Origin of the sequence: Roseimaritima multifibrata (genome assembly GCF_007741495.1) — a bacterium.
GTDB lineage: Bacteria > Planctomycetota > Planctomycetia > Pirellulales > Pirellulaceae > Roseimaritima > Roseimaritima multifibrata.
Genome location: NZ_CP036262.1, coordinates 5,425,238 through 5,450,587, shown reverse-complemented (window position 1 = coordinate 5,450,587; position 25,350 = coordinate 5,425,238). Strand labels below are relative to the sequence as shown.

The 25,350-nt window shown below is 54.9% G+C and carries 21 protein-coding genes; 16 read left to right on the top strand and 5 right to left on the bottom strand.

Annotation, left to right across the window (positions count from 1 at the left end; all coding sequences use genetic code 11):
- Positions 1 to 270 precede the first annotated feature (270 nt).
- Positions 271 to 720: a hypothetical protein gene (locus tag FF011L_RS19775; RefSeq protein WP_145353571.1), complete on the bottom strand. Its 450-nt coding sequence runs from the start codon at positions 718 to 720 to the stop codon at positions 271 to 273.
- 334 nt (positions 721 to 1,054) lie between these two features.
- On the opposite strand from FF011L_RS19775, the gene FF011L_RS19770 reads away from it, so the two are divergent.
- The 5 genes from FF011L_RS19770 (at position 1,055) to FF011L_RS19745 (ending at position 6,775) form a co-directional block, all read left to right on the top strand.
- On the top strand, positions 1,055 to 2,011 hold the full coding sequence (locus FF011L_RS19770; RefSeq protein WP_145353569.1) for a sensor histidine kinase: 957 nt from the start codon (positions 1,055 to 1,057) through the stop codon (positions 2,009 to 2,011).
- Between the two features lie 21 nt (positions 2,012 to 2,032).
- Positions 2,033 to 2,791, top strand: a complete 759-nt coding sequence (locus FF011L_RS19765) for a response regulator transcription factor (RefSeq protein ID WP_145353567.1) — start codon at positions 2,033 to 2,035, stop codon at positions 2,789 to 2,791.
- A 413-nt stretch (positions 2,792 to 3,204) separates the two neighbouring features.
- Entirely contained in the window at positions 3,205 to 3,837 is a 633-nt protein-coding gene (locus FF011L_RS19755) for an RNA polymerase sigma factor (protein WP_145353563.1), read from the top strand.
- Entirely contained in the window at positions 3,834 to 5,435 is a 1,602-nt protein-coding gene (locus tag FF011L_RS19750; protein WP_145353561.1) for a serine/threonine-protein kinase, read from the top strand. Before FF011L_RS19755 ends, FF011L_RS19750 begins: the two co-directional genes overlap by 4 nt.
- Before the next feature lie 35 nt (positions 5,436 to 5,470).
- The gene (locus FF011L_RS19745) at positions 5,471 to 6,775 is read left to right on the top strand and encodes a hypothetical protein (protein ID WP_145353559.1); all 1,305 of its coding nucleotides are present in this window, start codon (positions 5,471 to 5,473) and stop codon (positions 6,773 to 6,775) included.
- 364 nt (positions 6,776 to 7,139) lie between these two features.
- On the opposite strand, the gene FF011L_RS19740 is transcribed toward FF011L_RS19745, so the two are convergent.
- On the bottom strand, positions 7,140 to 7,913 hold the full coding sequence (locus FF011L_RS19740; protein ID WP_218932754.1) for a PEP-CTERM sorting domain-containing protein: 774 nt from the start codon (positions 7,911 to 7,913) through the stop codon (positions 7,140 to 7,142).
- A 651-nt stretch (positions 7,914 to 8,564) separates the two neighbouring features.
- On the opposite strand from FF011L_RS19740, the gene FF011L_RS19735 reads away from it, so the two are divergent.
- The 10 genes from FF011L_RS19735 to FF011L_RS19690 all read left to right on the top strand — a co-directional run bounded on the left by FF011L_RS19735 (position 8,565) and on the right by FF011L_RS19690 (position 16,753).
- Positions 8,565 to 9,785 (top strand): LptF/LptG family permease, encoded by a 1,221-nt coding sequence (locus FF011L_RS19735; RefSeq protein WP_246109526.1) that lies wholly within the window; start codon positions 8,565 to 8,567, stop codon positions 9,783 to 9,785.
- A gap of 189 nt (positions 9,786 to 9,974) precedes the next feature.
- Positions 9,975 to 10,244, top strand: a complete 270-nt coding sequence (locus tag FF011L_RS19730; RefSeq protein ID WP_145353555.1) for a DNA-directed RNA polymerase subunit alpha C-terminal domain-containing protein — start codon at positions 9,975 to 9,977, stop codon at positions 10,242 to 10,244.
- 12 nt (positions 10,245 to 10,256) lie between these two features.
- Entirely contained in the window at positions 10,257 to 11,291 is a 1,035-nt protein-coding gene (locus tag FF011L_RS19725; RefSeq protein WP_145353554.1) for a hypothetical protein, read from the top strand.
- Between the two features lie 107 nt (positions 11,292 to 11,398).
- Positions 11,399 to 11,701 carry a hypothetical protein gene (locus FF011L_RS19720; protein WP_145353552.1) on the top strand — a complete coding sequence of 101 codons (303 nt, stop codon included), beginning with the start codon at positions 11,399 to 11,401 and terminating at the stop codon, positions 11,699 to 11,701.
- Between the two features lie 112 nt (positions 11,702 to 11,813).
- Positions 11,814 to 12,317, top strand: coding sequence for a P-loop NTPase family protein (locus FF011L_RS19715; RefSeq protein WP_145353550.1), 504 nt, complete (start codon positions 11,814 to 11,816; stop codon positions 12,315 to 12,317).
- A 199-nt stretch (positions 12,318 to 12,516) separates the two neighbouring features.
- Positions 12,517 to 13,392, top strand: coding sequence for an HlyD family secretion protein (locus FF011L_RS19710; RefSeq protein ID WP_145353548.1), 876 nt, complete (start codon positions 12,517 to 12,519; stop codon positions 13,390 to 13,392).
- A gap of 305 nt (positions 13,393 to 13,697) precedes the next feature.
- A complete protein-coding gene (locus tag FF011L_RS19705) occupies positions 13,698 to 14,315 on the top strand; it encodes a hypothetical protein (RefSeq protein ID WP_145353546.1) in 618 nt (205 codons plus the stop codon).
- A gap of 126 nt (positions 14,316 to 14,441) precedes the next feature.
- Positions 14,442 to 14,807: an STAS domain-containing protein gene (locus FF011L_RS19700; RefSeq protein WP_145353545.1), complete on the top strand. Its 366-nt coding sequence runs from the start codon at positions 14,442 to 14,444 to the stop codon at positions 14,805 to 14,807.
- The gene (locus FF011L_RS19695) at positions 14,804 to 15,436 is read left to right on the top strand and encodes a sensor histidine kinase (protein WP_145353544.1); all 633 of its coding nucleotides are present in this window, start codon (positions 14,804 to 14,806) and stop codon (positions 15,434 to 15,436) included. The genes FF011L_RS19700 and FF011L_RS19695 overlap by 4 nt, the downstream gene beginning before the upstream one ends.
- A 567-nt stretch (positions 15,437 to 16,003) precedes the next feature.
- The gene (locus tag FF011L_RS19690; RefSeq protein WP_246109525.1) at positions 16,004 to 16,753 is read left to right on the top strand and encodes a 3-keto-disaccharide hydrolase; all 750 of its coding nucleotides are present in this window, start codon (positions 16,004 to 16,006) and stop codon (positions 16,751 to 16,753) included.
- 591 nt (positions 16,754 to 17,344) lie between these two features.
- Here FF011L_RS19690 and FF011L_RS19685 read toward each other — a convergent pair.
- A complete protein-coding gene (locus FF011L_RS19685) occupies positions 17,345 to 19,303 on the bottom strand; it encodes a c-type cytochrome domain-containing protein (RefSeq protein WP_218932753.1) in 1,959 nt (652 codons plus the stop codon).
- A gap of 242 nt (positions 19,304 to 19,545) precedes the next feature.
- Here FF011L_RS19685 and uvrB point away from each other — a divergent pair, with 242 nt between their 5' ends.
- A complete protein-coding gene (gene uvrB / locus FF011L_RS19680; protein ID WP_145353537.1) occupies positions 19,546 to 21,666 on the top strand; it encodes an excinuclease ABC subunit UvrB in 2,121 nt (706 codons plus the stop codon).
- 542 nt (positions 21,667 to 22,208) lie between these two features.
- On the opposite strand, the gene FF011L_RS19675 is transcribed toward uvrB, so the two are convergent.
- Together FF011L_RS19675 and cysK are read right to left on the bottom strand one after the other, a co-directional pair.
- Positions 22,209 to 24,263 (bottom strand): S46 family peptidase, encoded by a 2,055-nt coding sequence (locus FF011L_RS19675; RefSeq protein ID WP_145353535.1) that lies wholly within the window; start codon positions 24,261 to 24,263, stop codon positions 22,209 to 22,211.
- A gap of 132 nt (positions 24,264 to 24,395) precedes the next feature.
- Positions 24,396 to 25,337 carry a cysteine synthase A gene (gene cysK, locus FF011L_RS19670; protein WP_145353533.1) on the bottom strand — a complete coding sequence of 314 codons (942 nt, stop codon included), beginning with the start codon at positions 25,335 to 25,337 and terminating at the stop codon, positions 24,396 to 24,398.
- Positions 25,338 to 25,350: the final 13 nt, after the last annotated feature.

Genomic DNA, 25,350 nt, shown 5'->3' with positions numbered 1-25,350 from the left:
TACCATCCGTGCGATAGGGGGCGTGCAATTGGGGTTCGTGCCTGGTCTAGGTTTCTTTGCAATCGCCCAAAAAAACGGCTCGGGCTTTTTTCCCAGCCACCCCTTCGAACCAAGTTGCTGTCCGGTTCGCCTGAACTTCCTAGGAATCACTCGCAAGGTATCGGATTCTAGGAAATCTTAAATCGCTGCTATCCGATCCCGGTTAGGGACGAAAGACGAACCAGGGACAGTGTACCGTATCGCCCTGTGCAGCGGTGGTGACCGCGGGGGCTACGAAGCGAGTAGCTTGTTTAATAAGAGTGAAGCTAGCCAGATCGATCCGACTAGGGTCATGCCGATGAATAGCCAGCGGTGCGAGGGGTGCCGCCAGGTTGGTTTAAGCGTTGCCGTGTGATAGACGGTTTCAAATCGTGCACGTTGCGCGATCGATTCGAATACCCCGTCTTGCACGATTTCCATCGATCCAAATTCTTCGCTGTACTCCAGGAATCCGTAGACGACCAGTTCCCGGTTGTGTTCGTTCGTGGCAATCGCATCGAAGTACCACAACTGCCGGCCAAAGGACGTTTCTGTTTCCGGCTGGAAATCGATGCAGTGAAAGGACTCGACGGTTGAGCGATCAGGGCAGTAAAATGCTCCGGTCAGCGCACGAACGGAATCAAGGCTTACCTGGCGGAGTGTTCGTTTACTGAATCGTTGCGTGCTTGTTTCCTGTCCCATCTCTCCACCTTCCTCGTCGACTCGCCTGTGTTACGCTGGCGTTTACTAATTACCAACCTGCCAGGCTGCGGTTGTGCTAATGCCAGCTAAGCAAGCTAGCGATTTTATCACTCCACCACTCTCAGCGTCACGGGCAATTTGCAATAAAATAGGAATTGACTGCCCAGAAATCAGTGATGTCGTGAATGGGGCCACGGATTGCCAAACCGATTGCGGTTTGTCGCAGGCACCGTCAAGTTTGGACGAGGCTCTCGTGGGTGGGTTGGCTGTGCCCTTTCGGGTGGTGTTGGCTGGTGGCGTTCTGTTGTTTTCTTGTTGGATCTAGGGAGTCGCAATGTTCGAGCGCCGATCGTTGAAATTGCCCATTACGCTGGGCGTGGCGATGATCGTGCTGGTGGTCCTGCTGACCATTGGCTGGATCTTCGTCACGATCTTTGCGGCTCGCAAAGAGACTCCGGCTGCTGTTTTCTGGGCGTTGCTGGCCGTCGGTACCGTGTTGCTGATCTGCGTTCTTGGGGGAGTGATCACCTACCTGACGCTGTCGGTGAAAGCCATTAATTTGAATCGCCGGCAGTCCAATTTCATCGATAGCGTGACCCATGAACTGAAGAGTCCGATTGCTTCTCTGAAATTGTATTTGCAGACGTTGACGCTTCGCGACGTCGACGAAAAACAGCGGCAGGACTTTCATCGCTTCATGCTGGCCGATGTGGAGAGATTGGATCAGTTGATCAATCATCTGCTTGATACCGGACGGATCGAAAAGGGCAGCCTAAGCAACGAAGAGGAGGAATTTCAGCTGGAAGACTTGTTGCAGCGTTGTGCAGAGGTCGCCTGCATTCGCTACCATCTGCCTCCGGAAACCGTCCGCCTAGAGGTCCCACCGATTCCGATGTTGACGAAACAGATTCAGTTGGAAATCGTGTTTCGCAACCTGTTGGACAACGCGTTTAAATATGGTGGCGTCCCGCCCGAAGTGATCGTGACGGCGAGAACCGTCGATCCCGATTTGGTCGAGGTGCGAGTCATCGACAATGGGAAAGGGATTCCCGTCAATCAACGCCGCAAAGTCTTTGGACGATTTGTGCGACTGGGCAGCGAGCTGGAACGCTCACGGCAAGGGACAGGTTTGGGGCTTTACTTGGTGCGAAACATTGTTCGTAAACTGGGTGGCGCCGTGCGGGTTCATGGGCGAAAGGATTCGTCGGGAACCGAATTTGAAGTGGTTCTGCCAGGAGTTGTCACGTCGCTGACTCCCGCGACGGTGTCCGATAATGAACGCGATGATTGATAGATAGAGAAAGAGCAAACGATGCGACATCACATTCTTGTTGTGGAAGACGAACAACACCTAGGGGTTGGGATTAAATACAACCTTGAAGCCGAAGGTTACCGCGTCACGTTAGTCGAAGACGGTCCTACCGCGCTGCGAGTGGTGGGGAAAACCGGGGACGCGGTCGATTTGGTGGTGCTGGATTTAATGCTGCCTGGAATGAGTGGGTATGCGGTTTGTGAAACGATTCGAGAAACCGGTTCGATGGTCCCCGTTTTGATGCTGTCGGCAAGGACCTTGGCAGAAGATCGGTCGCGAGGGTTTGATGTGGGAGCGAATCAGTATTTGGCCAAACCATTCGAATTGGCCGAATTGCTAAGCCGGGTTAAAAACTTGCTGAGTAATGCGCGACCTGCCGAAGCGGTCGAAGAGCCGATGCGGCAGGTTCCGATTAAGAAGGCAGGATTCGGTGCGATCACTGTCGACTTTGAAACTCACGAAGTGACCAAAGCGGGAAGCCCTCTTAAAATGACCCCCAAAGAATTGCGGTTGTTGCATTACTTTGTGGGCAATCCGAATCGGGTGATCAGTCGCCAAGAATTGCTCCGCGAAGTCTGGGAAATCACCGGGAAGTTGCAAACCCGAGCCGTCGATCAGTTTATCGCCAGGCTACGCAAAGCAATCGAAGAAAATCCCGCGGAACCGATCCATCTGCTAACCATCCGAGACGCCGGTTACCGTTTCATTCCCGACGCGAAACCATGCGTGGAGGCGGAGAGTGGAGGAGTGGAGGAGTGAAGGAGTGAAGGAGTGAAGGAGTGAAGGAGTGAAGGAGTGAAGGAGTGAAGGAGTGAAGGAGTGAAGGAGTGAAGGAGTGAAGGAGTGAAGGAGTGAAGGAGTGAAGGAGTGAAGGAGACAAGGAGACAAGGAGACATGGAGACATGGAGACATGGAGAGGCTGGTGATTTAGTAATTGTTGGCTTTGACTCTGTGAAAGTCGCGTTTGCGGGGGGGACCTTTTGTTGGGGAGCGAGATTTTCTTTGCGTGTTCGTTGCACGTTTCAATTGAAAGGTGACGCGATTCCTGACCTGGGACGAAAAAAAACGATAAAACGGGTGTAAGGTTTTAGTTGTCGGCACGTGAATAGTAGTGGAGCTCTTGTTTTAGGACCCATCCTTCGACGCTGCCTTTTCACTGCCCACTTGGTTTTATGCCTCTTCCCGACACTCGCGTCAGCTTGTTGCAACGACTGCATGACGGTCGGGATATGACCGCGTGGACGGAATTTTGTGCGATCTATGAACGTGCGATTTATGTGATCGCCACAAAATATGGGCTGCAAGACGCAGATGCACGTGAGGTTTCGCAAGAGGTTTTGCTGATCCTTAGCCGCCGGATCCAGGATTTTGATCCGGATGGCAATGCGAAATTTCGCTCGTGGCTATCGACCATTGCTCGCAACGCGACCATCGACCTGCTGCGGAAAAATCGCAAGCATCAAACCGCAAAGGCACATGGGGTTTCTCCTTTGGACTCCGCTGGCGTTACGGATGCGGTCTCCGATCCATCTTTGCAGCTAGAACGGTTCTCGGGAAACGAAGAATCGCAGTTGTTTGATTTTGAATCCCGACGCGAGCAATTTCGCTGGGCGTCCGAGCAGGTTCGCCAAGGGGTAGCCGAATCGACTTGGCTTGCCTTCTGGCGAACGGCTGTCGAGGAGCAAGCGGCTGAACTGGTTGCTGAGGAATTGGGCCTTTCTGTCGGGGCGGTCTATGTTGCCCGCTGCCGTACCTTGGCAAAAATCAAACGGCTGATCGAACCGTATCGGGAGAATGCTCAATGATCGCTTGTGGGTTCAATTGCGATCCAACACGGTTGGTCGACCTGCTACAGGATCGACTGGGCAACCTGGAGCAACAGCGGGTCGCGGATCATCTAACCGGTTGCCGTCAATGTCGTGTCCAACTTGAGCAACTGGCTGGCAGTCAGGATTGGTGGAACGATACACGGGAGGTGTTGTCGCAGTTAAGCGAAACGATTGCGGAGACGGGGCCGGATGACGGAACCGATGACGCGAAGGCTGGTACATCGATTCCGCAAAGCCTTCCCGATCCGTCGGACGGTCGGCTTCCGCAGGAGCAGCACTGGGTGCTCGCGCTGCTGCAAAAGCCAACCGAAGGTAACGCGGTCCCGGGCGAAGCGGCATTGGGTGAACTGGATGATATTCCGATCAGCCAAGTCGTCGGGCAAGGAGGCATGGGGGTGGTGTTGAAGGGGCGGGATCGGCAACTGCAACGAAGCCTCGCAATCAAACTGCTCTCTCCCATGTTGGCGACCACCGGAGCGGCGCGGCAACGCTTTTTTCGTGAAGCTCAAGCCGCGGCGGCGGTCGTGCATCCTAATATCGTCCCGATTTATGCGATCTCCGCAGAACGTAGTCTCCCTTATCTGGTGATGCCCTACATCGCTGGTGGGAATTTGCAGCAGTACCTCGATGCGGAGGGGCCGCTGTCACTGGAGCGTGTCCTTTCAATTGGACTGCAAGTCGCTGAAGGGTTGTCGGCCGCTCACCTGCAAGGGATCGTGCACCGAGACATCAAACCGGCCAATTTGATGTTGGATGAAGGGGGCTTTCGAGTTCTGATCACCGACTTCGGTTTGGCTCGAGCCTTAGATGATGCCACGTTGACCGGCAGCGGGATGCTTGCGGGAACTCCGCAGTACATGAGCCCCGAACAGGCGCGTGGTGGCGTGATTGATCATCGCAGTGATCTTTATTCGCTTGGCGGGGTACTCTATTCACTTGCCACGGGGCGGCCACCGGTGCGCGGCGATTCGACGCTGGAGATTCTGAACTCTATCGGCGATGGTTCGCGGGCTCCGGTGCAACAGATTAATGAACGCTATCCCGAGTGGTTCGATCGATTGGTCGACCGCTTGATGGCAGCACACGTTGATCAGCGAGTTTCCACAGCCGATGAAGTGGTGCAGTTGCTGCGATCCTGCTTAGCCCATACGCGGGCTCCGTATCAGGTGTCATTGCCCGCTGGGTTGCAGCGTGGGCGGAAGGGGGTTGCGCGAGGGCGTTGGTTGGCCGGAGCGAGCGTGTTAGCAATCAGTTCTCTGCTGCTCGCTTTGGTGTGGGGAGGTTTCGCCCGGTTCGCTGGCGATTCCGGACGTTCGGCTGTTGTCGAGCGGGATCCGAGTGATGCAATGAGGGCCGTCCAACCCACGGATTCAGCAAGCCGGCCGCAGGAAGCAAATGAAGTGGAGAATCTGTCGCCGGCGAGCTTTGATTCCTATTTCGACTGGGACGGCAAACTGCTTGCGAGAGATTTAAATGAAATCGAAAGAGGGCTTTCGATGCTGCGAGCTGAACTTGGCTTGCCAGTATCCGATACAAACGATTCCTCAGGGGATCGTTTTCAATCTGGTTATTAATGTCTCTTTAGGAATATGGGAAAAGGATTATTAAAATGGATCATCAGGCAGTGCCTCGCAAAAAATGGCGCCGATTAAGCCTTTTCTGTGTCGCGTTGACACTTCTCGGGACAGGTGTCGCGGTGGGAGGCTTGGCGTCGGGCGTCCTTCAGCCGAGCGTTCGTTACCAAAGTTCCGTGGTAGACAACCAGAATCGTCAGGCTCATCAATATGTTGCCATTCCAGCAACGACACGTTCTAGCAACTCGTTTTCTTCGGATGACGATTCGAGATTTGGCCAATCGGTTGCCCCGGCAGGTGCCTATGCACCCACCCCGAAAACGACTGTTGTTCCGATGCAAGTGGCCGCCGATCGCGCCAACGCTGCTGTACAACGCAACATCCAATCGCCCAGCAACATAGGGGCGGATCGGGGGGGGGCTTTCAGTGGCAGTCTGGCGGTGCCCTCGGGGGACGGGAAGAATCGTGGCATGGTGCAGCCAGGTCCATTTGGGACGGTGCCTGTTCCAGCCTCGGATCATCTTCAACATCAGCAGGAGCGTCTGCGATTACAACAGAAGATCCAGAATACGCCAGCGAACCAGCGGGCTCCGGAAGATCTGGCGGAATTTAAGAAGGCATTGGAGGTCGAATTTGACGAACGCCTTGCCAAGCAATTCGATCAACTGGAAGTCATCCTGCGGGCGGCAGAAGAAGCGGACGCCGTCTTGAAGGAACGCAAGGCCCAACGCGATAAGATCATCGACCGTCATTATCGATCGCTGCTGGGAGAAAGGGACTCGCTTGATTGGGAATATAATCCACTCAGCCCGATGCTGCCTCCTGGTGCAGCTCAATCGCAGTACGGGTACCCCAATCCAGTGACGACCCGTAATCCGAATCCAGTTCCAACATTTGACCCTTACGGAGGAGCACCATCGCCAGCGGTTCCTGGCACGGCCCCACAGTCATGGCAACGATCAGGACCAGGCCCTGGTTCTCGACCTCCGCAAACCTTTGAAAGGAATCCGGCAAGTTCCGCTCGAACTCCCACGCCGGACCGGGCGACGTCTTCCATGGTGGCGATTCCCCGTCCCCCGATGTCATTCGGGCCGGAAGAGCAGCTGACCGATGAAGCGTCGCCAGCTAGCCGCATTTCGCCGCAAGAATCCACCAGCATTCAGACCCGCGTTGGCGTGGAGGGCGGCGGGAAAATGCAAGATGCTACCCTGTCACCAGCCGCGCCGTTCTTCGACGCTCTGGCGGAACCTGAGCAACCAGATGCCGAGGCCGAAATAAATCCCGATTCGCCAGTCGACGCAGATCTACCTGTCGCCAGTGACGAAGAAGAGACGAACTGAACTCTTTTTCGATCGGGATTTCGGCGGTCTGCGGGCCCTGCTTATTTCCGGGCCAATCCCGGAAATGGAAATCTTTGAGAAGGCGGATCTTGGCAGCCAGAAAAGTCGGGGGCTGACGAGACGTTTTCACTTCCCAGTGCGGGTTCTGCCAGGGGCAAGTTCCTGGGACTTGCGTCCCAGGCTTTCAATTGGCGTTGTTCCGTGCATGTTCCGCTCGCGAAGAAGTGAGTGCCAACACATGGTAGAGCCCTTGTTTTGGGTTCCGTCCTCGGTGTTATTTCTCTTCGCGATGCGTGCGTCAGCCTGTTGTGATGACTGAATGACGGTCGGTATCGGACCACGTGAACTTCGTTGTTTGCGATCTCTATGAGGCTTGTGGTGTGCCTGATGAGACGCCCATGCGACGACGTCGTAGAGCAACAAGCGATAGCGCACCTAGGCCGAGAATCGCAAAGGAAGTCGGTTCTGGAACGGCTGATGCGGCAGTGGGATTAAAGTTGTCGAACGCCAAGCCAACAATGCTCGTGGTTCCGACAAACTCAATCGTAACTTTACGAATGCCGTTTCCTGAAAGGGAAAAAGTCCATGGTAAGCCGTCCAGCGAATTGATATCCGTTTGACGGAGCCCCTGCGGACTGAGAGTGGAGTCAACCAATGCTCCGCTTGCGGTGTATGCAGAAACTAACCATTGTTCATAGCTCGGAAAGGACCCGGTGTCGATGTCCCAGATTTCACCGCTCAGCGCGGAGATGTTCTGGTCGTAATCGATCACTAACGCTTCTGGGAATGCTCCGATTGCATTTGGTTGCCGAAGGAAGAAATCCCCAAGTGAACTTGACGCTCCTGGACGTGCTACGTCGTGCCCCCCTCCTGCGTAGTAGCTTTGAAAGCCGTTGCCTGAATCTGAATCGCCGACCTGTTCGAAAATGGCAGGCGTATCTGCCGTCCAGGTTCCGTCAGCTATCGTGTCAAAACCGAAGGTCACTTCGACTCCGTTGATGTGGTACGCGTCGTTTATTCCTAAGCCTGAATTGTCCGTGGGAGTCGAGCCGTTGGGAGCTTGATCAAACGTAAGGATTCCTGCCTGCACGTTTGCCGTAAGGAGGTAGGTAATCGAGAGGGCGAGACAAGATCGCAATCCATAATTTACTAAGCGTGGGGGGGCGAATCTAAACATTCTTGCGGGGAAGCTCTAGTTCAGGTGGAGAGGTATCTATAGGGGAGGACGGGATTCGAAGGAATCCAAACAATGAAATTGCTACGTGAACGTAGCCAACACTTCTGCTTCGCGTTCCTTATCGTACTTAGAGGAACGTGCAAAGTGAGCGAATGTACCTGTCTTTTTTAGGGGAGAGACGACTTGGTGCGGAATTCTTTTTAGCCTGTTTTTTTGTCGCGATAGGTTGACACTTCTAGCGATCCTCGCGCCCCGGTCGCGTCCAAGCCGAATGCCGCTTGTTTTCTCTCTGGGGGGAGTCGGTGACGCACTCGTTGAACAGAGTTTTAAGCTGAGCGGCCGCGTGGGGTGGTAACGCTGGTTTACGTGCCGTTCTTTTTGGGTTTTGGTGGATGCGAACCACGTTGTCTGTCCGAGGGCGAATAAGTCAACTGTTGGGGCATGCTAGCAAGTTGCTGCTTGCGAATGAGGTTGCCCTGTCTTCCTAGGCTGCCCCGTTTCGGTTGCTGGAAGTGGAAGCAGCAGACTTGCTTTCTGTGAACAGGGCAGCTCAATTCCCATTGCGTTCGGTTGGACTGGGTTGTTAGTGTCCGCTTCTTATTCGGTCTTTTTTTGACTCGTTTGAATGACCTTGGTATGCCGACGCGTCTGACGCGGTACATCCTGTTTGAAATTATCCGGATTTTCAGCGTGGCGCTGGTAGCGCTGACGATGTTGATCCTGGTGATCGGCGTTGCGCGTCAGCTGATTCGTGAGGGAATGGGACCGATGGCGGTTCTGGAGCTGCTTCCTTACGTGTTGCCGATCAGTCTGCAGTTCGCCCTCCCTGCGACCGCCTTATTTGCGGTCTGTTGTGTCTATGGGAAGATGGCAGCCGATGGCGAAGTGTCGACCGTCAAAGCGATCGGTGTCTCTCCCGTTCAGTTAATGAAACCAGCCTTTATCTTTGCGGCTTTACTAAGTCCCGCTGCGGTTTGGCTTGGCGATGTGGCGGTTTCCTGGGGAGAACCTGGGGTGCGGCGAGTCGCTTTGCATTCGCTGGAGGAAATCACCTACCGGGTTTTGAATGCGGAGCATTCCTACACCCGCGACAAAGTCTTTTCGATTTCCGTTTGTGGCGTGAATGGCAAAATCCTGGAAGGTCCCACCGTCACGCTGTATGGCAGCGGATCGAGTGCCCCCACGCAAATCATGGCCCGTGAAGGGCAACTGGAACTAGACCCCGAGCGGATGGCGCTGATTCTGCGCGTCACTGATAGCCAGCTGATCGGTGGCAATTCTTTTCGCGGCGAATTTGAAGGGGAGGATGTCATCGAGATCTCTCTGGATGGCGCTGTCCTAAAGGAAGGGGGCAGTGACGCCAGTCCCAGCCACCTACCGCTGAACCGAATGCGCAAAGAGGCGATCAAAACCGAAAAACAGGTTGAAGAGGACCGCGGCAAATTGGCCGCGCAGGTCGGTTTCTCGCTGTTGACGTCTCGATGGGATGAAATTGCTCGCGATCCTGTGCAGCCGCTTGAAGGGCGGATTCACGGAGGCAGCTATCGCTTGATCCGGCTGCGGACCGAACCCTGGCGGCGTTGGGCGGGCGGGTTCAGTTGCCTTTGTTTTGTGATCGTGGGAGCCCCGTTGGGGATGATCGCTCGTACAGCCGACTACTGGACGACCTTTGGGATGTGCTTCCTGCCGATCCTGCTGCTCTATTATCCGTTGTTCATCTTTGGATTGGATGAAGCAAAGGATGGGAATCTTCCGCCCTATGCCGTTTGGTTAGGGAACGTCGTGTTGCTGGGCGTTGGCCTGTTGTTGATCCAACGCGTTCGCCGCCATTAACCTTTTGCAATTGCTAGCATTGCTGCGATTTAGCTCGTGTGCGATTTCTGCGGATGTCAGCTGTTAGTGGCTTTGCGAAGGCGGTCCGGTTCGCCTATGATTTCCGCTTGTGATTGAACCGGCTGTCTGTTGCCCACTGAGGAACGGGTTCGATCACAGGGTATTAGCAAAACACAGGAGGAAATTGCCATGACCCGGATTCCCCTTAGTCGAGCGGAAGAGTTGAGTCGACTTCGCAGCGAGCGTTTGCAGATGAGCATCGCCGAGATGAAGTTGACCGTACGGACGACAAATTGCCTAGAGGAAACAGGCATCTTTACCGTCCAGGATTTGCTGCAAGCGACTCCTAAAAAGCTGCTCTCGATTTCTAACTTTGGCGAAAAGACCTTGGAAGAGGTTTATAGTTCGCTGGAAGAGCTAGGTTTTTATCGACCTGGCCGAAAACCGGCTGACGCTTAGGTATTTGACGCAGTGCGATTTCCCAAGCCTTGGAGTAAAAAACGCGGCAGTCGTCTGACGGGCCGCGGTTTAGCCGCCACGGTTGGGGAGGCTGCCTTTTTTGCCACGCTGTTTCTGGTCGGCGTTTTCATCCTTTCCCTCACTCTGGCTCAACGGTTTGTCGCAGGCCCTTGGCCTCCGCTGGCAACCGGTTTGGGGTTTTGGATCTTTGTGGCTTTGGCAACCGCCATGATCGTTGTCGGCGGTGCCGCTCTGATTCTGGGCGTTTTGCAGATCGGAGCCAGTAGTGAACGCCGCAGTGTGCTGGCGCAGCGAGCCGAAGAACTGGAATTGATTGGGCGTCCGGTTGCCGAATTTCCTGCGGTCCCAACGGGGATGCGGATGACCGACAGCCCAGGAATGCAGTTGAATTTTCGGCTGCCGACGACCAGCTGGCCCGGAAAACGACTTGCCGCCGCCGCCGCGTTGGCGTTGATGTGGAACGCGGTTTGGATGGTTCTGCTGGTTGTCGTGATCGCGGGGTTTTGGTCGGACCGGCCGCGTTGGGTGTTGGCCGGTTTGCTCTTCCCATTGGCGATGATTGGCATCTGGGTGCTTCGCTATTACGCCAAATGTTTGAAGCGGACCTCCGGGGTCGGAGCGACCATTGTCGAGATCGATGAACATCCTCTGCAGCCTGGCGGAACCTATCGCGCGTACGCGGCTCAGCTGGGTAGGATGAAGTTGCGGAAAATACAGATTGAACTGATTTGCGAAGAAGAGTCGACTTTCCGGCAGGGAACCGACATCCGAGTCGACCGAAATCGAGTTCTTTCGGAAATTATTCTCGATCAATACGATCTGACCATTGACCTGGGACGCCCTTGGGAACAAGAATTCGAACTCAAGATCCCTGCTACTGCAATGCACTCCTTTCGGAGTTCGCACAACGCCGTGCACTGGAAGGTGATCGTTAGTGGAGAAGCACGCCCGTGGCCATCGTTCTGCCAAAGTTTTCCCGTCGTCGTTCAACCAGCCGCACACCCTCCGAAACGGAACCCGCGGTGAATCTGACGCTATGTAAGGACGACCACCAATATGTGGGGGGAGATACCTTGGAGTGTCGTTGGCGCATTCATCCCCCTCGTTGGAAGGGGTCTGCCGCGGCGGCGGAAGTGTCTACCTCGGATCCGATCGAAGAAATTGAAATTTCGGTGATGTGGTATACCGAAGGAAAAGGGGACGAGGATTTTAAGGTTCATTATTTCCGTCGCTATGCCCATCAAGATGTGGCTCAGATGGATTTGTGCTCCGAACAGGTTCTTTCGACAAAGCTTCCCTACAGCCCTCTCAGCTACGAAGGGCAGTTGCTTCGGATTCGCTGGTGCGTACGGTTGCGGATTTTTGCGGCCAGCGGCAGCGAAGTGGTGGCTCAGCATCCGTTTCAGTTAGTGGCGCCTCCCTGTGGCGATTTCTAGCACGGGCGGAGCACGGAAGCCAATATTCGACAGCAATCCTTTTTCGACCTGCTTTATTCGACCCGGTGCCCTCCCCTTTTATGCGGCGGCTGAACGACCGGATTCTTCTGATTTGCTGCAAAAATTCTGCCAACAGCGATCTCCTCAAGCCGCAATTGTGGGGCCCCATGGCAGCGGCAAATCGACTCTGCTGAAAGAATTGGTGGCAGGCCTGCACGATCGCTTTTCGCCGATCGATTCCTGGTCCCTGCACGCTGGGGAATCCCCCCCGTCGATCGCGGCAGCGTTTCAAACCGCCCCTGGTTCTTTGCTGGTGATCGATGGGTTTGAGCAACTGCCCGTGCCGGTTCGCTGGGCGTTGGTCGGATTCGTTCGCTGGCGTGGCGCTGGGTTGTTGGTGACTTCACATCAACGCGTCTGCGGGCTGCCTGAATTGTGGGCCGGGCAGGTCGAGCACTCGCTGGCGCGTCGGCTTACGGAACAACTGCTCTGCAAGCATCCGGCGGAGCGAGCCGAACTGTTGGCCTTGTTCGAGGTTCGCTGGCAGCAGCATCGGCCCAACCTGCGGGATACTTGGTTCGCTCTTTACGATGACTACGAGCGGATCAAAATTTGAACGGCAAGCAATTCGGGCTAAGCTAGGACGGCGCCGGGGGAGAGACGCCGCGGATGGCGTGGGGCTATTTGGAATCGTTGGTTTGGATTCCTAAACCCTTGCAAAGCAGCCACTTAGTGACGATGGCTAGGTGCCGTTTTTGCGAGGTTGCCGATTCTCTCTTTCTTCTCTTTTGTTGTTCCAGCGGGTGCTACAGGCCATGCGATTTGCTTTTGCGGTTTTCGGTTTTCTGGCGGTGACCGGCTGGAGTGGGCTGCTGTTGGCAGCCGAACCGCTATCCGTCCCCAACGCCCAGGTAATCTTTATTCACGATGTCGCGGTCTCCAGTCTCGATTCGGGAGTCGTTACGGAGGTCATCGCAGTGCCGAACCAAGTGGTCGATCAGGGAGAGCCTCTGGTCATTCTGGACCGCCAGTTGCATGACGTGAAGCTTGGCGAGGCGGTTCAACGCTGGCGAATAGCTCAAGCCGAAGGCCAGAATCATGTCGATCTTCGCTTCGCTCAAAAGTCCGTCAGTGTGTCTCAGAACCAATTGGATCGCGGAGTCGGAGCCGTTCAGCGCGTCGCAAATTCCGTCAGTGAATCGGAGTTAGAGCAAATGCGACTAGAAGTGGAGCAAGCCGTTCTATCGGTCGAACAAGCGGAGCATCAATTGAATATCGATCGATTGACGGAGTCGTTACGAGCTCAGGAACTGAAAGTTGCCGAGATGGAATTGGAACGACGCACCGTTCGGTCGCCGCGGCAAGGTCAGGTCGCCGAGGTGTTGGTGCAGGTCGGCGAATGGGTCGAAGCGGGGACGCCCGTGGTCCGGGTTGTCGATGCCGCTCGGTTACGTGTGGTCGGTTTTGTACCCGAAGAGAATTTGGAGCATTTGAACGTTGGAGCCCCCGCGATCTTCCGGATTCAAACAGGGGATGACGTGCAGGCGGTGGAAGGAAAGGTCTCTTTTGTTAGTCCTGAACTGAACCCGGTGAATCGTGACTGTCTGATCTGGGTCGATATCGATACCGAGGGAAAGACCCTTCGCCCAGGCCAGTCGGGCGTGTTGGAATTCGAATTGTCGGAGGAGTAGAATCGGTCGCTCTGTAGGCACTGTGGCGAAGGGGTACGTGCCTAGGAGAGGCTTCGTTACAATTAAAAACGGTTGAATTGCTCGTTTCTGAAAGCGTCTGATTGAGGCTGTGAAAAGTGTCGCCTTTCGTTCCGCGAAAGAACGTCCGCAAGCACAACTTTCGCGAAGCGAAAGGCGACAATAAAAGATTCGTCGCCTCGTAGGGCTGTTGGATCCGCTGAACCGGCTGGGTGAACTCTTTCGTTTTTTAGCTTCTAGATTCCGCCCGCCAGATCGTTCCCCTCGTAACTTGTTGCTTTGGTTTTATGGCCGTTCGCTTACCTGTTGTCCTTGCTCAATCGTCGGGCGGATCGACCGCACGTCAGTCTTTGGAAGCGGATGCCGTCATGCGGTTGATCACCGCTCCGGGAATTGATGTCAGCTTGGTTGGCCCACTCGATTCAGGCAGCCTTTCCGGGACGGATCGGTTGGTCTTTGAGTCTCAAGAACGCGATTTCGTTTTGGTTTCGCACCACTCAGCCGACGATGCCATCGATGAATTGCAGGCGATGGGAATCGGCGGACGACGGGCGGCGCACCCGTATGATCAGGAAGCGTCGGCCGGGGAAGGACGGAGAATCTACTGCTTCCGTTGGAGCGATTTCAGCGACAGTGAAATCCTTGAGCAGGCTCTGGTGCAGCTTCATCAGGGGGCTCAGGTGGTCGCGGTTCCGATTCAGTTTCCAGGAACCGTAAAAAAAGCGTCCGTGCCGACTTCCGAAACGCCGCCGGCTGCCGCCACTCGCCAGGACTCCCCTGCCCCGCCCGCCCCCGCTTCGCAGCCTTCCGTTAAGAAAGAACTGACGGGGGATTCAGGCCAGCAGAACACCTCGGATACCGATCTGGACCGCTTGGTCGCTGATTTGAACGATTTGGATTTCTAAACCGGATCGAAAGGGCGTGATTGAATTGCTTGACCGGTCGTCGGTTGCTATCTTAGGGGGATTGTAGATTCTTCCTGAAACCAAACCCCTTTGGTTTGGTTCGTAACTTTCGAAGAGACGACCCGCATGTCGGCAATCACCATTGAGTCCAAGGACGAGGTCCTTGTCGTCTATTTTACGGACGGAAAAATCCTCGACAGCCAACGGATTGAACAGGTTGGGTTAGAGCTTCAGGAAGCGGTTCCTCAGGCGACGCACAAACGTTTGCTGTTGAATTTCCGCGGGGTCTCTTTCATGTCTTCAGCGATGATCACGAAATTGGTCATGCTGAACAAAACCTGCAAGTCCAAAGAAATTGCTTTGAAGTTCTGTGACGTTTCGCCAAATGTCATGGAAGTCTTCAAAATCACTCGTCTGAACCGCTTGTTCGACATTGCCGAGACGGAAGAAAAAGCGATTGCTGGATTTGGCAAAAAAGGTTGGTTCGGTTGATCCCGCTGTTGGAGCAACAGGAACAGCGGTTTTCGCACGAGCTCCACGATGCGCTGCTCCCCTTTCTGTTTGCCGCTCGGATGCGTCTGGAAAGCCTGATCGCTAGAGACGAATCGGAGGGGGTGCGAGATGAACTGCGAGCCATTCTAGAGCACGTTTCGCAGGCGTCCTCGGAAGGACGCCGCTTGATTGTCGAAAGCCATCCGCCTGAATTGGCTGAAATTGGTTGGACAGCTGCTTTGCAGCACTATGTGCGACAGGGCTTGCCGCCTCATCAGGTCGTCATCGATTTCGATTTTGACCAGATGCCGGCCGCGGGCAACCTGCAGAAGGATTTGGCTTTGGCCCTCTATCGGGTTTCTCAAGAAGCGATCCGCAACGCGATCCGGCACGCGAAAGCCAAGCGAATTTTGGTGACCGCAAAGCAGGATCCCGGCGGCGTCCTATTGACCATCGAAGATGATGGGTGTGGTTTTGACACGTCCGCAGAGAAAAATCAGAGCCGTTTTGGGCTGCGAAGTTTGCAGGCTCGAGCGGAAGATGTGGGCGGTCAGCTGCAGATTGAATCGGCTGTCGGCAAAGGAACCACCATTGAAATGCGTGTTCCGGCCGCTCCCAAAGTTTCGTAGCTTGGGTATCGCCGTCGGCTTGAAAGTAGGCCGGATCAAAGAGCGATAGCGATGCCGCTCCGGCTTATTGTTTCCGGCGCATTGTTTCCGGCTTCTTGCTCGCCGGAGCTTCGTCGCTATGGCTCCTCGATCCGGCCTACATGGCTTAGTGGGAATATCACTATCGGTTTTGCCCTCCCGCCAAATCGCCTGTCTTTCGCTCGGGCAGCAAATCGGGGTTTCCTGGGACGGCAGGGTTTTAGAAAGTAGAAAGTAGGCCGGATCAAAGAGCGATAGCGATGCCGCTCCGGCGCATTGTTTCCGGCTTCTTGCTCGCCGGAGCTTCGTCGCTATTGCTCCTCGATCCGGCCTACATGGCTTAGCGGGGAGCTCACTATCGGTTTTGCCCTCCCGCCAAATCGCCTGTCTTTCGCTCGGGCAGCAAATCGGGGTTTCCTGGGACGGCAGGGTTTGAGTTGTGATGCGCGTTAGATCATAATCCAGTGGTTACTGCGCCCGGTTTGCCTTGTCACCTCAGATAGCCACCGGAGTGACGTTTTTATGAAGCCGTTTCACCTGGAGATATCCATGCTTTTGAATGCTCAACGTTTCTTGTTTTCCTGTGCCCTTGCGTGTGCCGTTGCCGGGCTGGCAACCGCTGAAGATGCTGTCCAAAAAGCCCCGGCAGAATCCGAAAATATGAAATCTTTGTTTAACGGCAAGGACCTGAGTGGTTGGGACGGCGACCCGCGTCTATGGTCGGTTCGCGACGGAGTCATTCGCGGAGAAACGACCGAAGAGAACAAAGCGAATCGCAATACGTTCCTGATCTGGCAGGATGGTTCGACGAAGGATTTTGAACTTCGATTGAGCTATCGCTGTAACGCAACGAATAACTCTGGAATTCAGTACCGTTCGGAGCACATCACCGAAGGAAACCCACCGAACCCGTGGGTGATGCGTGGCTACCAGCATGAAATTCGCAACGAAAACAAGTTGCCAAACGTTTCGGGGTTCATCTATGGCGAAGGTTTGGGCCGCGGACGTGTCTGCCTAGTGGGCGAAAAAGCCGTTGTCACTGCGGACGGAAAGCAAGTCGACAAGACTCCATTGATCGACGAGGAAGGCTTTAAAGAACTGTTTAACTTGGACGGCTGGAATGAAGTGGTGATCATCGCCAAAGGGCGTCACCTGCAACACTTCATGAATGGCCGCCTGACGATGGATTTCACCGACAGCCCCGAACTGGCATTGCTGGACGGCAAGTTGGCCCTCCAGTTGCACGCTGGCAAACCAATGTGGGTCGAATTCAAAGATATCCGCTTCCGCGAACTGTAGGATTCGGAAACCGAACTTCACGCTCGCTCGAAGGGGCGAACGAATAAGCGAAAAGAATCTGGCTTCCCTCTCTCTTGGAACAAGCCCGCTTCATATCAAGTTTGGCATTGGATCGACGGTTCGTTATCTAACGTAATCGACCGCGATTCAATGTTTTGGAGGGGGCGAGAGACCGAGGCTGGCTTGACGCAAAGGCTTCTCTTGATTGCGTTGCGTGGCACGAGATTTCCGTACGAGATTTCGCCCACCGCATGAGAGGCCGCCAATGGAAAAACGAGGATTGCAAGGTGCAACATCGTCAGTAGGGACCGCCATCTTGCAATTTAACTTTTGCAATTTCAGTCACCCGCGCGCCAATTTCGTGGCCGGGCATGCCCGTCGTAGCCGGCTCAGCCCTCGTCAAAATTGCTCAGCCCTCGTTAAAAGGAGGGTGAAGTGAGTGCGCCACCAAAACGCAAGCATGAAATTGCCGCGGCATCGCATGCTGCTTAGGTGTCCTGGGGTGCGTCTAAATCCAGCTGCCTTGGAAGAGCCGCCGCAAACTGTTCCGTTGGGGATCTCTCCGTCGGCATTCGATTACGAACGTCCTGATTAATAGCGGCCGCGTCGTTGAGGCGAATTGGCTTGCATTCTTAGCCAGGCGTCGACGTAGGCTTGGGGAGGGCCCCCAAACGCGCCCGTGAAGGCTGCCGCGAACGGCTTTCCTTCTTTCAGAGCTCGGATCAGTTGGTCGAACTGACGTCGTCCGTTACGTTCTAGCATTTGATTTCCCAGTCCAAAGGCGACCAGGTCGGTTCTTTCGGGGGTGAGTCGCCCTTTGAGAAAATCGTCCGGTTTTTCGATCACCGCAAGCGCCTCGGGAAGCTCTTCTCGCCACTTGTCCGCTTGCGGGTTGTCGCGGCCTCCTAGCTTGGCTGCGTTGGCTCGACCGATTCCTTCGGCCAGCCATCGCGGGACATCACCCCCTTGGGAGGCGACCGCCAGGCTGGTCAGTGGAGCGATCAGACGTGCGGAAAGGGTTTCGGGATCCTCGTCAGGATTGACGACCATGGGGACGTAGGCATCGATGATGTTGTATTGCCAGTGTTCGGTCCACGTGGAAGGGATCGATCGGCGTTCAACCATCTTCGCAAATTCAGCATACTCGTACCGTTTGGGAAGAACGAAAATCGTTGCCTTGCCCTTGTACATGGGGCCGGCATCGGTTGCATCCACGACGGTTTTCACGCTTTTTAAAGTCGCTTCCGCACTTTTGGCGATCTCTTCCATCGTTTCTTTCGATCCGCTTCCCAGGACGTAGAAATTGGGGGAGGAGAAGTCATTGGTATTCTGACGTGCGGCCGGGGTCGCCCCTAGGTTCCACGCTTTTTGAGCTAGCTCCTGGCGACGCTGCATCAGTTCTTCATGGGTCGCATTTTTAGCCCAGGCCAAGTTTGCCATCGTGCGAATCGGTTGGTCTTCGTTCAGCCCGTCCAGCGTGGCCCCTTCATCGATCCAGGTGCTGATCAGTTGAATCGATTCATCGGACAGTTTTGGACGTCCGCCCGCGGGCATGATGTCTCCGACCTCACCGCGTAGTTTCTGGACAAGCAGGCTGCTGGCGCCGTTGCCCGGGGTAACGATCGATCCGCTGTCTCCGCCGCGAAGCAATTGCGCGAAGGTATCCAGCCGCAATCCGCCACGGGTTTGCATCGCATCCAAATGACACCCGTTGCAGTTGGCAACCAGTAGAGGGGCGACATCGTTGGCGAAACTGACCGTTTCACTGCCAGTGCTCCGTTTGGTTTCCAGTTTCGGGGTCATGGGTGCCGCTGCGGCTGGATCGGCTTTGCCGGCGTAAGCCATCAGTGGGGCCTCGGGCGCCGGGCCATCGAACTTGGCGCCTGCCAGAACCCATTCTTTTAGCGTTTCCAGCTGTTTAGGAGGCATTTTGTTGCCTCGAGGCATGTCGCCGGTTTCGATTACCTCAATCAAACGGCTTCCCACGACATCGCCTGCAAACACAACCACCCCTTCGGGCGGCCCCTTCATCAGTGCGGCAAACGAGGTCAGCGTGAAATTTCCCTTCGAACCATTGATGTGGCAACGTCCACATTGTTGGACCAAGATCGGGGCGACATCGTTCGCGAAACTAACTTCGCCCTCGGCCGGTTTGGGGGGCGTCGGAGGTTTTGGCGTGGGAGTGCTGGGAGCGGCAGGTTTGTCCTTCGGTTTCATCGAAGGGGCTTCTGGCCGTTTGAAAGCGACGCGAATCCCCTCTAGTTCCAACAACGCGGAGGCTCGGGAAATCCTCGAGAATTGCGGCAGTAAGGCTTCGTAGACCTCTTGGTCGGCCGTTTCCATCGCCTTTTCGATCAGGGTCACTGCGGCGGTGATCTTTTCGCCACAGGTTTCGTATTCGCCAGCTTGGTAGCTAGCCCCTGCTTCCTTCACGGCGGTCGCGATTCGCATCACCGATAGTTTTTCTCGGGATGTCATTTCCGCTTCGCTGGAAGCCGCAGAGACCAGCGTTAGCAGCAGGACCAGGCAGCAATACTTGAGAAAAGGCATAGTCGATTTAAGCAGAAGGGAGTGAAAAGAGGCAGATCGGGGCGTTTCCATCTGGTTTTCCTTTCCATTCTATTCGATGAATAAATAGGAAGGGAAATTAATAGCCTACTGGTCGAACGCGATTTCAGCCGCTTTGTACTGCATAATCCGTCAATGTCTTGCGGGTTGCGGGTGCTAGATATAGTGATTGGGGCTAAAATTTGGGTTCTCGGCCCCATGCCTTTTCGAAAATGTCGCGTTGTATGCCCAAAATCGAATTACCACCTGCAGAATTTCACCTGGCTAGCCCCTTTCCTCCTGCGGGGGATCAGCCTGCGGCGATCAAGGCCCTGGTGCGTGGGTTAAAGGAAAAGAAGCGGGTGCAGGTGCTGCTGGGGGCTACCGGTACGGGAAAAACGTACACGATGGCAAATGTGGTCGCACAGATGGGCCGCCCGACCTTGATCCTTAGCCATAACAAAACGCTGGCGGCTCAGCTTTATTCGGAATTCAAAGAGTTCTTTCCGCAGAATGCTGTCCACTATTTTGTTAGTTATTACGACTACTATCAGCCAGAAGCCTACATCCCCCAACGCGACGTCTACATCGAAAAAGATGCTTCCATCAATGAAGAGATCGATCGTTTGCGGTTGGCGACCACCAGTTCGTTGGTCAGTCGCCGCGATGTGCTGATCGTCGCGTCGGTTAGTAGTATTTATGGTTTGGGTTCCCCGCAGGACTACAAAGATTTGGTGGTCCATGTCCGCAAAGGAGTGCAGACCCGGCGGGATCGGTTGCTGATGAAATTGGTCGAAATCCAATACGACCGAAACGATGTCGCTTTTGAACGAGGCCGATTCCGCGTCCGTGGGGACTGTGTTGAATTGTGGCCTAGTTACGAAGAATTCGCCTACCGTATCGAAATGTGGGGAGATGAAATCGAACAGATTTCGATGATCAACCCGACTTCGGGAGAGGTCTTCGATACCTGCGATGAAGTCTACATCTATCCGGCCAAGCACTTTGTGATGAGCGAAGATCGGATCGCCGCGGCGATCGGCATGATCAAACAGGAACTGGCTGAGCAACTGGAACTGTTTCAGTCACGAGGGAAACTGCTGGAAGCCCAACGCTTGGCCGCTAGGACTCGTTTCGATATCGAAATGATGCAGGAGGTTGGACATTGCCCGGGGATCGAAAATTACAGTCGCCCGCTTTCGGGAAAACCACCAGGTTCGGCACCCGACACGCTGTACGACTATTTTCCCGATGACTTTCTCACGATGGTCGATGAATCGCATGTCACGATCCCCCAGGTTCGAGCCATGTACGCCGGTGACCGATCGCGAAAGCTAACGCTGGTCGATCATGGGTTCCGCCTGCCCAGCGCGCTCGATAATCGTCCAATGCAGTTTGAGGAATGGGAGAATCGCGTCGGGCAAGTCGTGTTCGTTTCAGCGACCCCTTCGAATTATGAATTGGAACGCGCTGGCGGCGAGGTGGTTGAACAGATCATTCGACCGACCGGGCTATTGGATCCCATTGTCGAAGTCGTTTCAGCGAAAGGCCAAGTCAATCACCTGTTGGCAGAGATCCGTGATCGAGCCGCCAAGGATGAACGTGTTCTGGTCACCGCTCTGACCAAGCGTTTGGCGGAGGATTTGGCGACATTCATGCAGGAACAAAACGTTCGCTGCCGTTGGTTGCACAGCGAACTGAATGCCTTCGAACGCGTTGAATTGCTTCAGGAGCTGCGTGAAGGCAAGTTCGATGCATTGATCGGGGTCAATCTGCTTCGAGAAGGGTTGGATTTACCCGAAGTTTCTTTGGTCGCGATCTTGGACGCGGATAAAGAAGGATTCTTACGCAGCGAAACCAGTTTGGTGCAGACCATCGGGCGGGCAGCAAGAAATGTGAATGCACGCGTTAACTTGTATGCCGATAAGATCACCGATTCGATGAGAGCGGCGATCGATGAAACCGAACGAAGACGCGCTATCCAACAAGCCTACAATAAGAAACATGGGATTACGCCGGAAACGGTGCGGCGGAAAATTCATGCAGGGATCGAGAAAGATGCCGCCAAACGTCGTGTCGCAACTGCAAAGGCTCAAGCGGAAAGTGATGGTCGATATGTGACCATCGAGTACGTTGAACAGCTGGAGCAAGAGATGCTGCAGGCTGCGGAAGGATTGGATTTCGAGCGTGCGGCTCAATTGCGGGACCGAGTCCTGCAGTTAAAAGAAGCGATCGGACGGCCGCTGAAGGAGGTGGAAGTCGAAGCGTCAAGCCAGACGATCGGCCGTCAGAAAAAGGGACGCAAGCGGGCCGAAAGCCGAGGCCTAAAAGGGGCGCCACGAAAAGTCCCCCGTCCCAAACGTTAGCCGTTCGTTACAGGTAAAAGTGAGCGGTCGAATCTTGAATCCCAGCTCAGCGAATTACCAGCTCAGCGAATCACCAACCCGGCGAATCACCAGTCGTGGATGGCGTCGCAAGCGGAGTGCAGATTGCCGCCTTTCACTCCGTGCAAGTCGACTGACGGGCGCGTTCTCTCGCGTCCCGATCCAAAGGCGACAAGCACTAACTCGACGCGTCATCAAGCGATAACTTAAGCGGTCTGTTATCTCTCACCGACGCATCGGGTTGGGACGTTCCAACCTTGTTGTCGCCCCTGCCCTTCGCTTAGACGCGACGAGCAAGAAAAACGATCAGCAGGATGACCAATACCGTTCCTAGAATTCCGCCACCAATATACATCTTAGATACTCCAGTTTTTGAGGTTCTATCGATTCGGTGACTTGCACTCGAATCGTGTGAAAACTGAAAGGACCATAGAAGCAAACGGTGTGCCAGCTTTTTGATTGCCCGCGGCGCGTCACGATGAACGGGCCGCGAGGCATTGCTTGAAGGTTGCCCTCTGACCTGCCTACTTGCCTAAGGAATCGGCTAGTTCAGGTGCCTGGTAAACGTTGCGGATCACTTCGCGAATCGCAGCGGCTGACACGGAGACCGCACGCGCTTGTTCGTCGCTGTAGAGGTAATCGCTGGTCAAACTTTGGATGTTTCCGTCAAAGATCAATCCGACCAGATCACCTTCGCGGTTGACGACGGGGCTACCGCTATTGCCACCAATGATGTCGGCGGTGCAAATGAAATTCAGTTGCGTATGCCCGTCGATTTTTTCCTTGGCAGCCAGCCAGCTTTCAGGCAAGTCAAAATCTTCTTGCCCTTCGTGTTCGGCGGCATGTTCGAAGGCTCCGTTAAGGACGGTCCAAGGTTGGACGGTTTGTCCATTTTCTTGGTATCCTTTGACCGTGCCAAACGCCAGTCGCAAGGTGAAGGTTGCATCGGGATAAGTATCGGTCCCATCGATTGCGGCGGTTACTTCGCTGACCTTTGTGTAAGCCTGACGCTCCTGTTCTTCCAGTTCTTCGCGGCGTGTCCGATGGGCGCGGTATTCGGGTTCCATCAACAGCGCTAGACTGATCAATGCGTCGTCGCTGGCCAGGACGTGTGTGCGGTCACCATCGACCAACGTTTGTCGCGCGGCGACATCGGCTAGTTTTGTTCCGGCGATTAGTTCGCTGGCACGTTCCTGTGGGCTTTGCCCGTTAAGGACATGCTGAACCAACGGATCGTCGCCGCCACGCTGTTCGACAAATCGTGCAAGTTCGTCGGCCAGTTTGGCGCGTTCCAAATCGGGATAGATCGGAGCTTCGCTGAGCAGGTCCTGCAGGAGGGATTCGCGACCGGCCTCTCCATATTCACGGAGTCGTTCGGAGTTCGGTTTTTGGTCTTCGGCCGACATCAGCACAAGTGTTTCGGCGATGTCGTAAAGACGCGACTGGAATCCGGTACTTTGTCCCAGCAGTTTTGCTTTTTCAATTTGGATGTCGGCGATCTGTTGCCAAGCCGACGTCAACGGTTTTAGGCCTTCGTCCTTTGCCGCTGCACTTAGAAGTTGATCTTCTGCGGCTTGCTTGGTTTGGATGGTTTGAGGCGACTGCAAGCCGGCAAGCATGCCTGTGTAGGCTTTCCGGGCGTTCTGGATTCCGAACAGTTCGTCGCGGGCCTGACGTTTTTGTTCGATCCCTTCCAGCCCATACTGCTGCAACATGATTTCTTTACGTCGGAGGAAATCGAGCACGTATGGCAGGCGTTCGTCACGCAGGAACTTGAACGCGGCCGTGGTGAAGATCCGCTGTGTGCGTCCGGGGTTTCCCGAAACGAAGACCAGATCCCCATTGGCAACCGGTTGGTCGCTCCAGCCCAGGTGATTGTCGATCTTCGCTGGTTTTCCGTCTTCGTAGACTCGCATCAATGAGGCGTCTAGGCAGTACCGTGGGTACTCAAAATTGTCCGCATCACCACCGAAGAAAGCGGCTTTGGTTTCAGGAGCCCAAACCAATCGGACGTCGGTATATTTCTTGTAGCGATAAAGGTGGTACTGAGCGCCTCCGTACAGCGTTACCACATCGCTGCGAAGTCCGGTGGAATCCAACGACTCTTTTTCGATCGTCGAAATAATTGCCCGCCTAGCCTTGGACGCTTCGTCACTGTTGAGGTCGGCGGCGACCGCTGCATTGACGCGCTCGGTCACGTTCTCGATCGAAACCAACTGGTTCAGTTCCAAGTCGGGGGCAGGGAGTTCTTCCGAAGGCTGTTTCGCCAGGAACCCCGCATCAATGATGTTGCGTTCCGGCGTGCTTAGCTTATGCAGGGTGTCGCTGGCGACATGGTGATTGGTTAAGACCAAACCGTCGCTGGAGACAAACGAGCCCGAACCGCCTGAATTGAAGCGGACCGAAGAGAGCCGCAGATGGTCTGCCCATTCGGTCGTTGGCGAGAACTGGTGGTTTTGTTCAAGATGCTTTAGCGGGAGGGCGTTGAATAGCCACATGCCTTCGTCTCCACGAACGACCGTGGAGACCGCCATGATCGAGAGTAGCGAGCCGAGCAGTATCGTAGACGATTGCAGCATCTGAGGGGCCTTCTGAAGAAGCGGATGGGATGTTTAACCATAGAATCCAGCCCTTCAAGATAAGCCCCACGCGGTCCGCTGTGGAGGTCACATTCGGGATTGTTGATCCCGAATGAAAATCTTCCGCAAACGCTAAATGCCCAGATCGCCAAACAGCGGTGTGCTGAGGTAGCGTTCGCCCAAGCTGCACATCACGGTGACGATCCGTTTGCCTTTGTATTCAGGGCGTTTGGCGATTTCCAGAGCGGCGTACATGTTGGCGCCGCTACTGATGCCCGCCATGATCCCTTCCTGCTTGGCCAGCAGGCGTCCGTACTCGAAGGCATCTTCGTCTTCGACCAAGACAACATCATCGACAAGCGTGGTGTCTAGATTTTTAGGAACGAATCCAGCACCGATTCCTTGGATGCGGTGTTTGCCTGGCGAACCACCACTGATGACTGGCGAATGCTTCGGTTCGACAGCGATCGCTTTGAAATCGGGATTCCGTTCTTTTAGGTACCGGGCGACACCGGTTAGGGTGCCACCGGTTCCGACACCTGCAACCAAAACATCGATGTTCTGTCCACTGTCTTCCCAGATTTCGGGGCCGGTGGTCGCTTGATGGATGCTGGGGTTTGCCGGGTTTTCAAACTGTTGAGGCATGAAGGCATTGTCGGTGCTTGCGACCAATTCGCCAGCGGTCTTGATCGCTCCGTTCATCCCTTCGGCTGCCGGAGTCAGAACCAAGTTTGCCCCGAGGGCTCGCAGCAATGCACGCCGTTCGACCGACATCGATTCGGGCATCGTCAGCGTCAGTTTGTAACCTTTGGCGGCACAAACAAAAGCTAGAGCGATTCCGGTATTTCCGCTGGTCGGTTCGATGATATGCGTATCGGCATTGATCTTGCCGTCCGCTTCACCCGCTTCGATCATCGCCACACCGATTCGGTCTTTGACGCTGTTTAGCGGCTGAAAGAATTCACATTTGGCAAAAATAGTCGCATCCACATCGGCCGCCAAACGATTGATTTGGATCATCGGCGTATCGCCGATGGCGCGAGTGACGCTGGAGTAGGTTTTGCCTCGTGACATGGATTCGTTCCTT

Excerpts from the sequence above, each read along its gene's own strand:
- FF011L_RS19775 (WP_145353571.1), bottom strand. The coding sequence starts at position 720 with ATGGGACAGGAAACAAGCACGCAACGATTCAGTAAACGAACACTCCGC.
- FF011L_RS19770 (WP_145353569.1), top strand. The coding sequence starts at position 1,055 with ATGTTCGAGCGCCGATCGTTGAAATTGCCCATTACGCTGGGCGTGGCG.
- FF011L_RS19765 (WP_145353567.1), top strand. The coding sequence starts at position 2,033 with ATGCGACATCACATTCTTGTTGTGGAAGACGAACAACACCTAGGGGTT.
- FF011L_RS19755 (WP_145353563.1), top strand. The coding sequence starts at position 3,205 with ATGCCTCTTCCCGACACTCGCGTCAGCTTGTTGCAACGACTGCATGAC.
- FF011L_RS19750 (WP_145353561.1), top strand. The coding sequence starts at position 3,834 with ATGATCGCTTGTGGGTTCAATTGCGATCCAACACGGTTGGTCGACCTG.
- FF011L_RS19745 (WP_145353559.1), top strand. The coding sequence starts at position 5,471 with ATGGATCATCAGGCAGTGCCTCGCAAAAAATGGCGCCGATTAAGCCTT.
- FF011L_RS19730 (WP_145353555.1), top strand. The coding sequence starts at position 9,975 with ATGACCCGGATTCCCCTTAGTCGAGCGGAAGAGTTGAGTCGACTTCGC.
- FF011L_RS19710 (WP_145353548.1), top strand. The coding sequence starts at position 12,517 with ATGCGATTTGCTTTTGCGGTTTTCGGTTTTCTGGCGGTGACCGGCTGG.
- FF011L_RS19705 (WP_145353546.1), top strand. The coding sequence starts at position 13,698 with ATGGCCGTTCGCTTACCTGTTGTCCTTGCTCAATCGTCGGGCGGATCG.
- FF011L_RS19700 (WP_145353545.1), top strand. The coding sequence starts at position 14,442 with ATGTCGGCAATCACCATTGAGTCCAAGGACGAGGTCCTTGTCGTCTAT.
- FF011L_RS19690 (WP_246109525.1), top strand. The coding sequence starts at position 16,004 with ATGCTTTTGAATGCTCAACGTTTCTTGTTTTCCTGTGCCCTTGCGTGT.
- FF011L_RS19685 (WP_218932753.1), bottom strand. The coding sequence starts at position 19,303 with ATGCCTTTTCTCAAGTATTGCTGCCTGGTCCTGCTGCTAACGCTGGTC.
- uvrB (WP_145353537.1), top strand. The coding sequence starts at position 19,546 with ATGCCCAAAATCGAATTACCACCTGCAGAATTTCACCTGGCTAGCCCC.
- FF011L_RS19675 (WP_145353535.1), bottom strand. The coding sequence starts at position 24,263 with ATGCTGCAATCGTCTACGATACTGCTCGGCTCGCTACTCTCGATCATG.
- cysK (WP_145353533.1), bottom strand. The coding sequence starts at position 25,337 with ATGTCACGAGGCAAAACCTACTCCAGCGTCACTCGCGCCATCGGCGAT.